A 14605-nucleotide genomic window follows, 5' to 3' on the forward strand; every position below is an offset into this window, starting at 1 on the left:
ATATCGAGCCTTTAATATATGCATTTTCTATGCTCTTTCTAGGTATTCCCCTGTACGGGTGTCTACTTTTATTTTTTGACCTCTTTCCACAAAAAAAGGAACAGAGGTTTTCAATCCTGTTTCTAACGTCGCTGGTTTGCCTCCACCGGACACTGTGTTTCCTTTAAAGTTAGGCTCAGTGTCTGTAACGGTTAGAACCACAACGGTAGGAAGTTGAATAAAAATAGGATTCCCGTTAAAAAAGATTAGATCAACTTCCATATTTTCGGTTAAATAATATTTTTCATCTTCTAAATCTTGGGCAGGCAAAGAATATTGTTCATAGGTATCAAGTAACATAAAATAAAAATGGTCACCATCGTTGTATAAATACTGGGCTTTCCTAAAACTTATATCCGCTTCTTGAACCTTTTCACCACTAGAAAAACTAATCTCTTTTATCAAGCCTGTCATGACATTTTTTAAACGAGTTCTAATTAATCCGCTACCTCTTCCCATAAAATGCTTATTGGATTCAACTACACGATATACTTCGTTTTGATAAACGATAAAATCTCCTTTTCTTAAGTCTCCTACGTCGATCATTCACGTTCCTCCTTGGTTTTTCAGTTGTTAATCTTAGTTAGGGCAATAATAAGAATCTACAGCTGGGATATCATTATAGCCTAATGAGCTTAAAAATAGACAGAACTTTATTACACAATAAATTTAGCAATTATTTCTTAACTTGTCAAGTATTTTCTTGTATATTTGTTTAAAAACTTGTACCTAATTATCTTTGCAGGAAGTTTACTTATAATTCATCTAATGTTTATTAAAAATTAACTTGCATTCCCTTTCTTTTTGTATTATAATGATTTTGGAACACATTCCGTATGCTGCAATGGGTGGCACGGTAGAAATTTGGAGGTAACAAAGTGAAAGGTAAAGTAAAGTGGTTTGATTCAAAGAAAGGTTATGGCTTCATCACTGGGGAAGATGGGAACGATGTATTTGTACACTTCTCAGCTGTTCAAATGGATGGCTACAGAAAGTTAGAAGAGGATGAGGAAGTTGAATTTGAAGTAGTCGAAGGCGACAAAGGTCCTCAAGCTTCTAATGTAAGACCCTTATAAGTGTATACCATAATCTAAACCCAAAATACACTAAGGAGCGCCGAAAGCGCTCCTTTGTTTATATTCTCCCCTGAATTATCTTTAGTCCCGAACTCGTTCCTATCCTATCTGCTCCACAGCCTATCATTTTTAAGGCTGTTTCTAAGTCTCTGATACCACCAGATGCTTTTACTCGCATATCCATTCCTGCAAGAAACTTCATCAAAGCCACGTCCTCCAATTCGGCACCCCCACTCCCAAATCCAGTAGAGGTTTTAACAAAATCAGCCCTGGCTAATTTTGAAATTACAACGGCAGCTATCTTTTCTTCCTTCGAAAGATAGCAGGTTTCAATAATAACTTTTAAAAGTTTTTTAGAATCTTTAGTTAAAGAAGAAATAGCTTGTATTTCATCGTAAATATAATCATATTGTTGTGCTTTAAGTCTTCCTATATTTAAAACCATATCTAATTCATCTGCACTATTTTTAATCGCATTTTCAGATTCATAAACTTTTGTTTCTATAGTATTAGCTCCCAAAGGGAATCCGATTACTGTTGCCACTTTCACATTACTATCTGTAAGAATTTCTTTTGATAAATTTACGTAAGTTGGATTAACACAAACTGCATAGAAACTGTTATCTTTCGCTTCTTTGCAAAGTTTTTCTACATCTGAAGGTGTTGAGGTTGCTTTAAGCAATGTGTGATCAATATATTTTGCCACTTCTTGGGGTTTTAAATTTGCCCGTCTTTCCTCAAAAGTGAATTCCTTTTCAACTCTTCTTATTTCATTTTTTATGATCTTTTTTAATTCTGCAATTTCCATTCTTATTGCTCCTTTCATTAAAATTAATAATATTGTTTTCAAAAATAATTACTAAAATATTTTACCATATTTGAAAAAATATGATATAATAAGTATAAAAGTTAATAATAAATGGCCAGGGGAGCTGTAAGGCTGAGAGGATGCCAAAAAGGCATCGACCCTGACTACCTGATCTGGATAATACCAGCGAAGGGAGGCTAAAATATGTATTTAATTTGATCCTGTTCTCACTTTGTTGGTGAAGAACAGGATTTTTATTTTGCATAACAGGAGGTGAGTATTATAAAACTAGGATTAACGATAGCCGGTTCTGATTCAGGTGGAGGTGCCGGTATACAAGCAGATATTAAAACTTTTTCTGCCCATGGCGTTTTTGGAATGAGTGTTATTACTTCTGTAACCGCTCAAAACACGATGGCTGTTTTGGGCATAGAAGATTTAACTCCTAAAATGGTATTGTTGCAAATGAAGGCTGTTTTTGAAGATCTCTTTCCCGATGCAGTGAAAATAGGAATGGTTTCCAATGAAAAGATAATCAAAACTATAGCAAATGGATTAAGAGAGTACAAGCCTAAAAACATTGTTTTGGACCCAGTAATGGTTTCCAAAAGTGGAGTTCATTTGTTAAAAGAGGATGCTATTAATGCTTTAAAAAGAGAACTCATTCCGTTGAGCTTGGTAGTAACTCCAAACTTGATGGAAGCCGAAGTATTAACGGAGATAAAAGTTGATTCTGTAAAGGATATGAGAAACGCTGCAAAGAAAATTGTGGAGCTTGGAGCTCAAAGTGTGGTAGTAAAGGGAGGACATTTGATAGAAGACGCCATCGATGTATATTATGATGGAAAGGATTTTTTTGAAGTTTCTTCCGAAAGGATACAAACCAAAAATACTCATGGCACAGGCTGCACTTTCTCTTCCGCAATTGCTGCTAACTTAGCTTTAGGATATGAACTTTTTGATTCTATTAAAAGAGCTAAAGAATACATCACGAGTGCAATTAGAAATTCACTATCTATAGGTCATGGGGTAGGACCAACAAATCATTTCTGGAGGTGGAATTTGTGAATGTGGAATTTGTGAATAGGGATATCCAATCTGTAAAAACATTGATTAATAATCCAAAATACTGTGATGAAGAGATTGAAGAACCCATTCCAGGTTATAAGAAGGTAGCTATGTAGTATTTAAAGGAGTTAAATGAAATGGATTTTTCTCATATTAAAGATCACACAAAAAAAGAATTAGAGAAATTAATTAACCATCCTTTTATGGAAGAACTCTATACTGGAGAATTATCTTTTGAGAAATTCGTATTCTTTTTAAAACAAGATTTTCATTATCTAGAGCAATCAATGAAAAACATGGGGATTTTGATAGCAAAAGCGGAAGATCTGACCGCCAGGAGGATGTTAATAAATATTTTATATAACGAATCAGAAATAGAATTTAAAAATTATTTAAATTTGCTCGATTTCTTGAATATAGATTCCTCAAAATTAAAAAGTATAGATCTTACTAGAGCGAATATTGCTTATAGTAATTATCTTATTTCTCAAAGTGCACAAAAATCTTTTGTAGTTGGTATAGCAGCCCTTTTGCCTTGTTATTATAGTTACTTAGAGATATATCAATATCACAAAGACAAGCTTAAAAATAATGAAAATGAAATATATTTAAAATGGGCATCGACTTATAACGAAGCAAAATACAAGAAGTTAGTTGAAGATTTAATTTGTATTTTTGAATTATATCTAAATTCAGAAAAAGAAGAAGAAATAACCCAGACATATAAAAACTCTCTTAAATTCGAATACGAATTTCTTGAAGATGCCTATTATCGAAAGATTTGGAGGCTTTAGAGAGATGAAAAATATGAATGTGAAGTTCTATGGAATAACTGACAGATCATATCTAAAGGATCATAATTTGATTGACGCAATAGAAAAAGCAATAAAAGGGGGCATAACTGTACTTCAACTCAGAGAAAAAGGTTTAAATTCAAGGGATTTTTACTATCAAGCATTGAAGGTTAAAGAAGTAACGGATCATCATGGTATTCCGCTGATAGTAAATGATAGAGTGGACATTGCTTTAGCTGTAGTAGCTGACGGTGTACACGTTGGGCAAGAGGATCTTCCTACAAAAATAGCTCGAAAGATCATAGGAAAAGAAAAAATATTAGGAGTATCGGTTGAAAATGTTGAACAGGCTATTCAAGCACAAAAGGATGGAGCTGATTATTTAGGAGTAGGTCCGGTGTTTCCATCTCCTACTAAACCAGAAGCGAAAACAATTAGCATCTCTGAAGTTAAAAAAATCAAGGAGTCTGTCAACATTCCTGTAGTAGCGATTGGGGGAATAACTGCTGAAAATTTATATGATCTCATGAGAGAAACAAATGTGGATGGCGTTGCTGTTATATCGGCACTTTTTTCAGGTGATGTTGAAGAAAATGCCACACGTATACGCAAGGTAATTGAAAAAGTTGAAATAGTTAAAATAGTTAACGAAAGGAGCCAATAAGATGGTAAATAACATTTTAGATACAGTAAAAGTGAAAAAACCTCTGATACATCATATTACAAATATGGTAACAATAAATGATTGCGCCAATGTAACTTTAGCGGTAGGAGGGCTTCCAGTGATGGCCCATGCCATAGAGGAAGTCGAAGAGATGGTATCTAATTCCCAAGCGCTCGTACTTAATATCGGTACGTTAACTTTAGAACAAGTAAAGGCCATGATAAAAGCTGGGAAGAAAGCCAATTCACTTAATATTCCAGTCATCTTTGATCCTGTTGGTGCAGGAGCAACAAAAATAAGAACAGAGACTTCAAAAAAAATATTAAATGAAGTACAAATATCCGTTATAAAAGGGAACAAAGCAGAGATTGGTATTCTAACGGGTTCTGGTGGAAAAATCAGAGGTGTAGAAGCAGAAAGTAACGATGAAAATATAGAGTCATATAAAAACTTTGCAAAAGAATATAATTGTATAGTTGCAGCTTCAGGTGTTACAGATGTTGTTACAGACGGTAATTCAGTCTATAAAGTTGATAATGGACATTCTATGTTAGGGAAAATCTCAGGTACAGGTTGCATGTTAACGTCTATTATTGCTAATTTTTGTGCTGTGGAAAGTAATCATTTACAGGCAACCGTTTCAGCAATGGTTGCATTTGGACTAGCTGGTGAATTAGCTGCTTCACGTTCAGAGGTGAAAGGCCCTGCTTCTTTTAAAGAAGCGTTCTTTGATGAAATATTTAACTTAACAGACGAAAAATTAAATAGGGGTATAAAGGTACGAGGAGAAGTTAACTAAATAAATTTTTAAAAGAGGTGAGTTAAGGTGAAGAAGTTTTTAGCGATGTTGGGTATTATAGTTGTTTTGTTATCTTTTGCTTTTTCTAAGGAATTGACTGTCTATGTTTACGAAAGTCTTAGTTGGATTGAAGAAGGAACGATTCAAAAGTTCGAAGAGATGAACGACTGTGAAGTAAAAGTGGTAAAATTGGGTGATGCAGGTAACGTTCTTACACGGCTAGTTTTGGAAAAGAAAAATCCTCGAGCGGATGTCGTCATTGGTCTTGATCAGTCTTTAGCTGCAAAAGCTGTTGGAGAAGATTTATTGATCCCTTACAAACCAAAAAATATTGAAAATGTTAGAGACAAAGCGTTGTTATTTGATCCGGAATGTTATGTAATTCCTTATGACTATGGAGCTATAGCCATTATTTACGATCCAGAAAAGATACAAGATGAATTAGAATCTTTTGAAGATCTAACTAAATATAAAAACTCATTGATAATACAAGATCCAAGAGCATCAAGTACTGGTCAAGCCTTTTTACTATGGACAATAGCCGTGTATGAAAATGAGTGGAAAGACTTTTGGGAAAGACTTATGCCTGCAATATTAACAGTAAGTCCTGGCTGGAGCGATTCCTTTGCAAAATTTGAAATCGGTGAGGCACCCATGATGGTCAGCTATGCAACTGATAGTGCATACTCACAATATTATTATGGATCTAGTAAGTACAAGGTTTTCATACCCAAAGAAGGTGCTTATGTTCAGATAGAAGGTGCCGGTATCGTTAAAGGAACTGATAATTTAGTTTTAGCTGAGAAATTTATAGAATTTATGTTGACAGAAGATTTTCAAAAAGAAATACCTTTAAAACAATGGATGTTCCCAGTAATTGATGTTGGACTCCCTGAGGTTTACCAATATGCAGTGGTTCCCGAAAAAATCCTGACGATTCCAGCCCAAGAAATTTCAAACAATCTAGAAAGATGGTTGAAAGAATGGGAGGCTCTATTATACTGATCTTATGAACAATATAAGAAGCAAGAATTTACTATTTATTTTATTTTTGTGTTTGTGGTTAATACCTTTTTCTTTTTTATTTAAAGATTTTTTTCGTTTAGAAGGTTTAGTGAATTTCTTGGATCCGCGTACGTGGCGGATCCTTGGTTTTACTTTTTATCAAGCTATTCTTTCATCTGTGTTGTCATTGGTGATAACTTTAATTCCCGCGTATTTTGCTTCAAGAAATGAAGGGATCATATCTAAATTATTAGACAATACTATTTTTATCCCTTTCTTTTTCCCACCGATCTCGGCAGTTATGGCTTTCACTCTTGTTTATTCTTCAGTAGGTATTCTTTCAAAATTGGGTTTTAGTTTTGATATTATGTACACCTTGAAAGCAATAATATTAGCCCATGTATTTTATAACTCTCCCATATTTGTTCGTTACATATCGGAAGCTCTTAGAAGGGTACCTGCAAGTTTTACAGAAACAGCCAGTATTGAAGGAGCCAGTAAATTTAAAACTTTTATTAACGTAGAATTACCTTTGATAATTCCGTCTATTTCAAGGGCTTTATTCTTAGTATTTACATATAACTTCACAAGTTTTGCGATTGTTTTAAGTTTAGGTGGTGTAAAATATTCGACTTTGGAAGTGGCTATTTCTAAGACATTGAGAAGTACCTTGGACTTTCCCAAGGCATTATCTTATGCTTTAATTCAACTTATAATCCTCACGATGCTTAATATCGTTATATCAAAATTTGAACCTATCTCTTTTGAATATGAACCATTCTCTCAAAAAAAATCCGGATATTTAAGTAGAACAATATCCGCCTTTTACTTGATCTTTGAATATTCAATTGTCTTGGTAGGCATTGCAGCTTCTTTTTTTGATTTTATAAACATGAAATTCGATATATCTTCATTTCTGCATTTATTCTCTAAAGAGTTGAATCGTGTATATCCCGTGGTTAGATCAATCATAAATTCTTTTTTAGTCTCGGCAATTGCAGCTTTATTTGCTGTAATAACAGCATATTTTCTATTGAAAAATTACAGTAAACTCATCAATGTTAGCGTAATGGCTACTTTAGGAATATCATCTGCTTTTTTGGGTATGGCTCTGCTTTATTTAAATATATTGTTTGATATTCCATTCGTATTGTTATTGATTCTGGGATATTTCTTAATAACCATACCTATCGCGTATTCATTTTTGTTCCAACCGGTACGTGGATTTGACGATAAAATAATTGAAGCTGCAAAAATAGATGGGGCAAACAACCTAATCATCTTTCTAAAAATAGAATTGCCCCTTCTGTTTTCTTCGTTTATAAGTGCGTTTCTGCAAATATTTGCAATGATTTTTGGTGAATTCACCATCAGTTATACGATGCAAGTGAGGGATTACTTTCCCCTTGCAAGTGTTGTTAATTATTCTCTTTCCTCAGGGAGATTATACCAAGAAGCAAATGCTTTAAGCGGACTGAACATACTTTTAATCTTCTTTATCTTTTATATAAGCAATAAGTTTGTAAAAAAATCAGAAATTTAAATACCATCTTTTTCAACTACAGCAATAGCGAATTCCGTAATAAAATATGCTTTCATCATATAATATTTTTCGCTTTCCTCGTCACTTAAAATTTCTTCAAACAATTTACTGTTGGGAATACTAAGTTTGTTTCTCAATACAACTAACATATTGAATTCTCTGATCTCACCTATTTCAAAATATTTCACGAGCCCCGTAGCCTTTAAATAATTATTTACAGCAGTTTTTATGTAATTGTATATCTTTTGTTTTATTGGTAAAAATTTAAAAAAGTTGTTTCTCATCAAACTAGCGATCTTCATTGCGCCGATTTTTCTAATAGATAAAAGTTCAAAAATGTTGTCGTATTTAAAATTGATGTACATACCAAAAAATTTTCCACTCAATCTCCCTTTGATATCTTTTTCTTTTAACATCTCACTGTTGATAGTCAGTGCGAACGGAAATATAGTTATTGTTTCTAAAAAGTTATCGAAATTAATTTCTAAATCATCAATACCGTAGTTTAATTTTTCCTCAACTTCAGATCTTACACTGATTTCTGCTTCTTTGAATTTATAAGCAGCTTCCTTTAAATTTTCTATAATTTCGTTCATTTCACTTGGATCAGCATTTTTTAAAAATTCAAGATTAAACTTTTGAAGCTCAGGGTGTTCCTTAAACAATCTATTTAAAAATTCTCTGAATTCTTCACCATCGTGATCGCTCATAATAAATTCCTCCAAGCAAAGTTTCGGTGAAAATATTTCTTTTTCATATTAATTATAACATATTTTGTGATTTCTACAGAATTTTTTGAAGCCAAATAAAAAAGTGATATAATTTTAAAGGTAAAAGTAATTTTGTGGGGTGCAATATATAGAGTTTCTAAGGAAGAGAGTAAAATCAAAAATAAAAAGGAGTGAAACTAAATGCAAGATTACCATGAACCTTATGAAGAACTAAGTGACAAAGATCGTTCTTATGTCTATGCATTAAACAGTTTAAAAGAAGAGATTGAAGCAATAGATTGGTACAACCAAAGGGCAGCTGTTTCTAAAGATCCAACCATCAAAGAAATTATGGAACACAATAGAGATGAAGAAATTGAACATGCGGTAATGCTTATCGAATGGTTAAGAAGAAACATGGATGGATGGGATGAAGAACTGAGAACATATCTTTTCACAGATAAACCGTTGTTGGAAGTAGAGGAAGAAGCTGTAGAAGGAGAAAGCAAAGAAGAGACTTCTTCAAAGAAAAAAGGCGATTTAGGCCTAAAAGGATTGAAGTAGAAAAAATTTCAAAGATGAAGGAGGGTAAAAAATGGATTTTCTTAAAAGAGATTTAGCTCCAATAACGGAAGAAGCATGGGAAGAATTAGACAACAGGTCTAAAGAGATTTTTAAGAATAAATTAAAAATAAGACCAATTATCGATGTAGAAGGCCCTTATGGCTTGAATTATTCTTCATACAATTTAGGCACAAACGAACTTGTTGAAAACCCAAGAGATGGATTAGGATGGGGAATAAGGCAAGTTTTACCTCTAGTAGAAATTAGAAACCCATTTGTTTTGAAACAATGGGAGCTCGATAATATCGAAAGGGGTTTAAAAACTCCGGATTTGGAAGGGTTAGAAACCGCTGCTAAACAGTTGGCTTCATTTGAAAATAAATTGATTTTAAAAGGTATAGAAAAAGCAAATATAACTGGCTTACAAACTTTAGCTAAGCAGAATTCTGTAGAAAGCTCCAAAGAAAGCGTAAAAGATTTTGTTAAATCATTATTTGAAGTAAAAAAGCGATTCATGGATCAAGGTATTGAAGGACCATATACATTGGTTATTAACAAAGAAATATGGCAAGATTTATTTGCCATGAATCTATCTTATCCTTTGGATTTAGTTGTAAAAGAAATTATAGATGCCAAAGTGAAACCTGTACATGAAGTGGATGAAAGTTTTGTAATTTCTAATCGTGGGGGAGACTTTAAATTAATTTTAGGCCAAGATATTTCCTTAGGTTATGATAGTAAGTTTGATGAGCAGCTTAAATTTTTCTTCACTGAAAGCTTAACTTTCCATGTAGTAACTCCAGAAGCTATTGTTGGGTTAGAAATATAAGTCACTTTTAAAAATCATTTGTTGCACCAATCTGTATAGTAAAAAAAAATCGGCCTCGATTTGTTTTTATCTAAATCGTAATTTGAGGCCGATTTCTTCTGTTTTTAGATTGTAAGAATCCCTTTTTCATCTTCTAATTTATTTTTGATATTATTGATTTTATTTTTTATCATTTCATTTCCCATCAACAAAGAATGTTCTATTTTTTTTACGGAATGAATAATAGTGGAATGATTTTTATCTAATTTCTCGGAGATATCTTTAGTTTTCAACTTCATAGTAGTCTTAAAAAGATAAGCTAAAACTTGACGAGCTAAAGCTATTTCTTTTTTTCTCGATGACGAGAAGATATCCTTACGATTTATATTAAATTCAGTGGCGACCAGATCTATAACGGTATCTATTTTCACTGTTTCAAGAACTTGGGGTGATTGGAGCCTAACTTTGTTTGTGTTCATCCTGATCATTGAATTGACTATCGTTTTTGCAGATTCAATATTTACTGGTGTACCCGAAATTTGGCTTTGTAAGAGAAGGTTCATTATGGCTCCCCGAAGTTTTCTTAAGTTTGTATCTACATGTTCGGCTAAATAATAAGCGACGTCATCGGTTAGTTGAAGTGAAATCATTTGTGCCATTTTCTTTGCTATTAAATACTTTGTGGTTTTATCGGGTGCTTGTATGTCAGTTATCAAACCCATCTCAAATCTACTAATCAATCTAGGATGAAAGGTGGCCAGTTCATCAGGTGTTCTATCAGAACAAATTACTATCTGTTTTCTCGAGTTAAAAAGAGAATTAAATGTATGGAAGAGTTCACTTTGTACGGTATTTTTTCCGATTAAAAATTGAACATCATCTATCAATAAAAAATCAACATTTCTTCTAAAGCGTTCTCGAAAGTTCTCCATTTCACTTGCTCTTATTCCATCCATCATTTGATTCATAAATTCCTCAGCAGTTACATACTTCACCTTCAAATCAGGGGCGTTTTCCATCAAAAAGTTTCCTATTGCATGTAAAAGATGGGTTTTACCTAGTCCTACATCTCCATATATGAATAAAGGATTATATTTGCCAGGATTTTTGCAAACTTCCAGGGCTGAATAATAAGCTATTCTATTGGAATTTCCAGTAACAAAGCTATCAAAAGTGAACTCAGGATTAAACTCTGATAGTTTCAAAGGCCGGTTTTTTATTATTGGACCATTTACTGCATTTTTCTGTTCTTTACTAATGGGTATTTCCTTGAAAACTACCTCTAGAGGCTTACCAGCGATATTATTTATAGTTTCTTTTATTATCGAACCAAACCTTTTCTCGACGGCCTCTTTAATAAATAGATTTCCCAATCCAACGATGACCTTTTTGTCGTCTAATTCTAAAATTTGAGCCGTCGAAAGCCAGTTATTCCAGGTATCTCTAGACATGTTGGAACGTAGTTTTTCTATTAGTTCGTGCTTTTCCATTATTTTCACCCCTTGGAATAAAAACCACTATATACTTTATCATAAGGGGGCAACTTAATCAAGAAAATTTTTGATTAAAAATCTGGTTAAACGCTATTTATGCTTGATATAGAACTTATCTTTTTTAGATCCCTCATTTTAAAGTGATTTAAGAACAAAATTGAGGAATTAAAATTGTTAAATCTTTGTTGTAAAAAATAGAAATGTATAATATACAAACGTATTAATTTTAGAATAATAAATAATGTTAATATTTAATTATGTTAATTTAAAATAACTTAATTTAAGCATAGATCTATCGATAACTATAAAAATGTTCAACGCTTAAATCCAATCTTATGATATTTTTTATTCCTTCTCTCGCTAGTTATGGTTTTTTTGTTACTTGACTCTCAAAGATATTAATTATATAATAGAGATAATTAAAATAATTTTAATTAAGTTACCAAATATCGCTTTATTTTTGAAATTTTTGTCAATAAAAGAATCTCTATGAAATTCTTTTCATGTTTTTGTAAAACTAGTTATGGTTTTAATAAGTAATCATCATAAGGTATTGTTGGAGAACGACTGTTTAAGTGTTACATATCAGCACATTTTACGAGGAGGGATTTTATGAAAAGGTATTTGGTGAGTTTATTTGTTGTGTTGGTTTTATTTGTTGGAGTTTGGGCACAATCTACCATTGTTGTTGGGACAACAGACAAGATTAGAACCCTAGATCCAGCTTTGTGTTATGACTACTTTTCTAGTAACATATTACAAAATGTTTTAGCTGGACCAGTAGACTACAAGGTTAATTCTACGGAAATTGTGCCCAATTTATTCGAAAGTTGGGAAGTATCTGAAGATGGATTAGAGTATCTTTTCCATGTAAAAAAAGGTGTTGTTTTCGAAGATGGTACCCCTATAGATGCATCTGTTTTTAAATTCTCCTTCGATAGGGTGATAAAACTTGGAGGAGATCCTGCGTTCTTACTCTCAGATATAGTTGAATCAACCGAAGTGGTCGATGATTATACCTTCAAAGTAACTCTTCAGTATCCTTTTTCAGCTTTTGTTTCAGTATTAGGTTATACCGTTGGATGGCCAGTTAATCCAAAGGTATTTCCCGCAGATCGTTTTTATGATGGAGCGCCTTCCGCTTCTGGTCCATACAAAGTCACCGAATGGATAAGGGACGTAAGAATTACATTGCAAGCAAATGACAAATATTTTGGTAAAAAACCAAAAACGGATAGAATCATCATTTTATTCTACGAAAACGCTGCAACGTTGAGATTGGCTTTGGAAACCGGTGAAATAGATATTGCTTACAGACATTTAGACCCAAGAGACATACAAGATTTAAAAAGTTCTAAAAGTGTTCAAGTTATTCAGGGGGAAAGTCCACAAATCAGATATTTAGTATTCAATACACAGAAAGAACCTTTCGACAATCCTTTGGTAAGACAAGCGATTTCCTTGGCTGTTGAAAGAGATGTAATCGTCGAAGAGGTATTTTTGAATATGGCATCACCCCTATACTCTCTAGTACCAATGGGAATGTGGAGTCATGAAGACGTCTTCCAAGAAGGAGATCTTGAGGCTGCAAAACAACTTCTGTATCAAGCCGGTTACGACGAAAAAAACAAACTGGTGATTGATCTTTGGTACAGTCCTACTCATTATGGGACAACAGAAGCAGATGTAGCCCAAGTTTTAATGGAATCCTTAGAAAAGACAGGAATTATCGATATCAACTTAGAATATGCGGAATGGGCAACCTACGTTGATTATTTTTTAAACGGAGTTATGGGTATGTTCTTATTGGGTTGGTATCCTGATTACATAGACCCTGATGACTATCTCTGGCCATTCTTAAGTGAAAGTGGAGGTAGATCGTTGGGTAGTTTTTATGTTAACCCAGTAACTGAAAGTTTGATGAGAGCAGCAAGAGTAGCGACTGACCAAGAAGTTAGATCTCAATTGTACAAATTGGTCCAACAAGATCTAGCTTTCAACGCACCATACGTTTCACTTTGGCAAGGTGTAGAAACGGTAGCTGCCCAAAATAATATCAAAGGAATTTTGTTAGAACCTTCTCAGGTCTTTAGGTATTATTTGCTTTACAAGGAATAATTTTCTTAAGAATTTTTTGAACGCTTGAAACTACAACAACTGCCCCGATTTATTTAAGAATCGGGGCAATTTTAAGAAAACCAACCTCAGAAAAGAAGGGTGATCTAAGTGTCTCTGAGAAATTATATTATTGTGAGAATCTTGTTGGCAATTCCCATGCTTTTTGTTCTTTTAGTAGTTATATTTTTCGTTATTAGGATAATTCCCGGAGATCCTGTTGCAGCAATGTTAGGTGGGAAAGCCTCTCAAGAAGTTATTGAAGCCAGAAGGGCAGAATTAGGACTTAACGATCCCATACTGGTTCAATTTTTTAAATATGTAGGGGGGCTATTCAAAGGTGACTTGGGAACTTCAACAATGACGGGAAGGCCCGTACTTGATGAGATATTAGAAAGATTTCCTGCCACACTTGAATTAACGATTTTTGCATTTATTATAGCTGTAGTTATAGGGATCTTTTGGGGATCAAAAGCCGCACAAAAAAGAGACAAACCCGTAGATATAATTGCCAGAGGATTTTCGATGCTCATGTATGCTGTACCGGTATTTTGGTTTGGTCTGATGATGCAATTCATTTTTGGAATGCAGTTGAAATGGTTACCCATTGCCGGGAGGATCGGAGCTACAGTTCAATTTGAAGAAATTACAGGTTTGTTTTTACTGGATTCTCTTTTAAGAGGGAACTGGGCATCTTTTCAGGCTGCCTTAAAACATTTATTGTTGCCTGGTATTACTCTTGGCCTAGTTATCTCGAGTATTTTTTTAAGAATGGTTAGAAATAATACAATTTTAACGTTAACCTCTGACTATGTTAAATCTGCTAAAGCAAGAGGGATACCTGAAAATAGAATACTGTACAGACATGCTTTAAGGAATGCGTTGGTTCCTATATTAACGGTCATGGGATTACAGCTTGCATTATTGATGGCTGGAGCTGTTTTAACAGAAACAACTTTTTCTTGGCCAGGGATTGGAAGTTATCTCATCATGAAAATCAGATACAGAGATTTTCCCGCTATTCAAGGAGCGATAGTCTTTTTCGCCATTTTCGTAATAATAATTAATATAATAGTAGAAATTATCAACGCTTTAATAGACCCAAGGGTAAGGTACTGA

General features: G+C 33.5%; 15 protein-coding genes and 1 riboswitch. Of the genes, 11 read left to right on the forward strand and 4 right to left on the reverse strand.

The annotated features are described in order from the left end of the window. Positions 1–27 precede the first annotated feature (27 nt). A complete protein-coding gene (gene efp / locus AD60_RS08915; protein ID WP_103877413.1) occupies positions 28–585 on the reverse strand; it encodes an elongation factor P in 558 nt (185 codons plus the stop codon). 332 nt (positions 586–917) lie between these two features. On the opposite strand from efp, the gene AD60_RS08920 reads away from it, so the two are divergent. Further along, positions 918–1115, forward strand: coding sequence for a cold shock domain-containing protein (locus AD60_RS08920; protein WP_103067547.1), 198 nt, complete (start codon positions 918–920; stop codon positions 1113–1115). Positions 1116–1173: 58 nt separating this feature from the next. On the opposite strand, the gene deoC is transcribed toward AD60_RS08920, so the two are convergent. Then, on the reverse strand, positions 1174–1923 hold the full coding sequence (gene deoC, locus AD60_RS08925) for a deoxyribose-phosphate aldolase (protein ID WP_103877414.1): 750 nt from the start codon (positions 1921–1923) through the stop codon (positions 1174–1176). 107 nt (positions 1924–2030) lie between these two features. Next, positions 2031–2135, forward strand: a riboswitch (TPP riboswitch). A gap of 70 nt (positions 2136–2205) precedes the next feature. Here deoC and thiD point away from each other — a divergent pair. The 6 genes from thiD (at position 2206) to AD60_RS08955 (ending at position 7796) form a co-directional block, all read left to right on the forward strand. Further along, positions 2206–2991, forward strand: coding sequence for a bifunctional hydroxymethylpyrimidine kinase/phosphomethylpyrimidine kinase (thiD, locus tag AD60_RS08930; RefSeq protein WP_103877441.1), 786 nt, complete (start codon positions 2206–2208; stop codon positions 2989–2991). A 137-nt stretch (positions 2992–3128) separates the two neighbouring features. Continuing rightward, entirely contained in the window at positions 3129–3785 is a 657-nt protein-coding gene (locus AD60_RS08935) for a hypothetical protein (RefSeq protein ID WP_103877415.1), read from the forward strand. Between the two features lie 4 nt (positions 3786–3789). Continuing rightward, positions 3790–4449, forward strand: a complete 660-nt coding sequence (thiE, locus tag AD60_RS08940; RefSeq protein ID WP_199177885.1) for a thiamine phosphate synthase — start codon at positions 3790–3792, stop codon at positions 4447–4449. A gap of 1 nt (position 4450) precedes the next feature. Then, the gene (gene thiM, locus AD60_RS08945) at positions 4451–5248 is read left to right on the forward strand and encodes a hydroxyethylthiazole kinase (RefSeq protein WP_103877416.1); all 798 of its coding nucleotides are present in this window, start codon (positions 4451–4453) and stop codon (positions 5246–5248) included. A 27-nt stretch (positions 5249–5275) separates the two neighbouring features. After that, positions 5276–6253 (forward strand): thiamine ABC transporter substrate binding subunit, encoded by a 978-nt coding sequence (locus AD60_RS08950; RefSeq protein WP_103877417.1) that lies wholly within the window; start codon positions 5276–5278, stop codon positions 6251–6253. A 4-nt stretch (positions 6254–6257) separates the two neighbouring features. Beyond that, positions 6258–7796 carry an iron ABC transporter permease gene (locus AD60_RS08955; RefSeq protein WP_103877418.1) on the forward strand — a complete coding sequence of 513 codons (1539 nt, stop codon included), beginning with the start codon at positions 6258–6260 and terminating at the stop codon, positions 7794–7796. On the opposite strand, the gene AD60_RS08960 is transcribed toward AD60_RS08955, so the two are convergent. After that, positions 7793–8506 carry a hypothetical protein gene (locus tag AD60_RS08960; protein WP_103877419.1) on the reverse strand — a complete coding sequence of 238 codons (714 nt, stop codon included), beginning with the start codon at positions 8504–8506 and terminating at the stop codon, positions 7793–7795. The genes AD60_RS08955 and AD60_RS08960 overlap by 4 nt on opposite strands. Before the next feature lie 201 nt (positions 8507–8707). Here AD60_RS08960 and AD60_RS08965 point away from each other — a divergent pair, with 201 nt between their 5' ends. Then, complete coding sequence (locus tag AD60_RS08965) at positions 8708–9070, forward strand: encapsulin-associated ferritin-like protein (protein ID WP_103877420.1); 363 nt, start codon at positions 8708–8710, stop codon at positions 9068–9070. Between the two features lie 31 nt (positions 9071–9101). Continuing rightward, complete coding sequence (locus AD60_RS08970) at positions 9102–9899, forward strand: family 1 encapsulin nanocompartment shell protein (protein ID WP_103877421.1); 798 nt, start codon at positions 9102–9104, stop codon at positions 9897–9899. A 104-nt stretch (positions 9900–10003) separates the two neighbouring features. Here the strand turns inward: AD60_RS08970 and dnaA are convergent, their stop codons facing one another. Then, positions 10004–11368, reverse strand: coding sequence for a chromosomal replication initiator protein DnaA (gene dnaA / locus AD60_RS08975; RefSeq protein WP_103877422.1), 1365 nt, complete (start codon positions 11366–11368; stop codon positions 10004–10006). Positions 11369–11983: 615 nt separating this feature from the next. Here dnaA and AD60_RS08980 point away from each other — a divergent pair. Both AD60_RS08980 and AD60_RS08985 read left to right on the forward strand, forming a co-directional pair. Then, a complete protein-coding gene (locus AD60_RS08980; protein ID WP_103877423.1) occupies positions 11984–13489 on the forward strand; it encodes an ABC transporter substrate-binding protein in 1506 nt (501 codons plus the stop codon). Positions 13490–13597: 108 nt separating this feature from the next. Then, a complete protein-coding gene (locus tag AD60_RS08985; RefSeq protein WP_103877424.1) occupies positions 13598–14605 on the forward strand; it encodes an ABC transporter permease in 1008 nt (335 codons plus the stop codon).

The organism is Petrotoga sp. SL27 (genome assembly GCF_002924605.1).
Taxonomy (GTDB): domain Bacteria; phylum Thermotogota; class Thermotogae; order Petrotogales; family Petrotogaceae; genus Petrotoga; species Petrotoga sibirica.

Coding starts and splice junctions, on each gene's coding strand:
- AD60_RS08965 (WP_103877420.1), top strand. CDS start 8,708: ATGCAAGATTACCATGAACCTTATGAAGAACTAAGTGACAAAGATCGT.
- deoC (WP_103877414.1), bottom strand. CDS start 1,923: ATGGAAATTGCAGAATTAAAAAAGATCATAAAAAATGAAATAAGAAGA.
- AD60_RS08955 (WP_103877418.1), top strand. CDS start 6,258: ATGAACAATATAAGAAGCAAGAATTTACTATTTATTTTATTTTTGTGT.
- AD60_RS08960 (WP_103877419.1), bottom strand. CDS start 8,506: ATGAGCGATCACGATGGTGAAGAATTCAGAGAATTTTTAAATAGATTG.
- AD60_RS08935 (WP_103877415.1), top strand. CDS start 3,129: ATGGATTTTTCTCATATTAAAGATCACACAAAAAAAGAATTAGAGAAA.
- dnaA (WP_103877422.1), bottom strand. CDS start 11,368: ATGGAAAAGCACGAACTAATAGAAAAACTACGTTCCAACATGTCTAGA.
- efp (WP_103877413.1), bottom strand. CDS start 585: ATGATCGACGTAGGAGACTTAAGAAAAGGAGATTTTATCGTTTATCAA.
- AD60_RS08970 (WP_103877421.1), top strand. CDS start 9,102: ATGGATTTTCTTAAAAGAGATTTAGCTCCAATAACGGAAGAAGCATGG.
- thiM (WP_103877416.1), top strand. CDS start 4,451: ATGGTAAATAACATTTTAGATACAGTAAAAGTGAAAAAACCTCTGATA.
- thiE (WP_199177885.1), top strand. CDS start 3,790: ATGAAAAATATGAATGTGAAGTTCTATGGAATAACTGACAGATCATAT.
- AD60_RS08980 (WP_103877423.1), top strand. CDS start 11,984: ATGAAAAGGTATTTGGTGAGTTTATTTGTTGTGTTGGTTTTATTTGTT.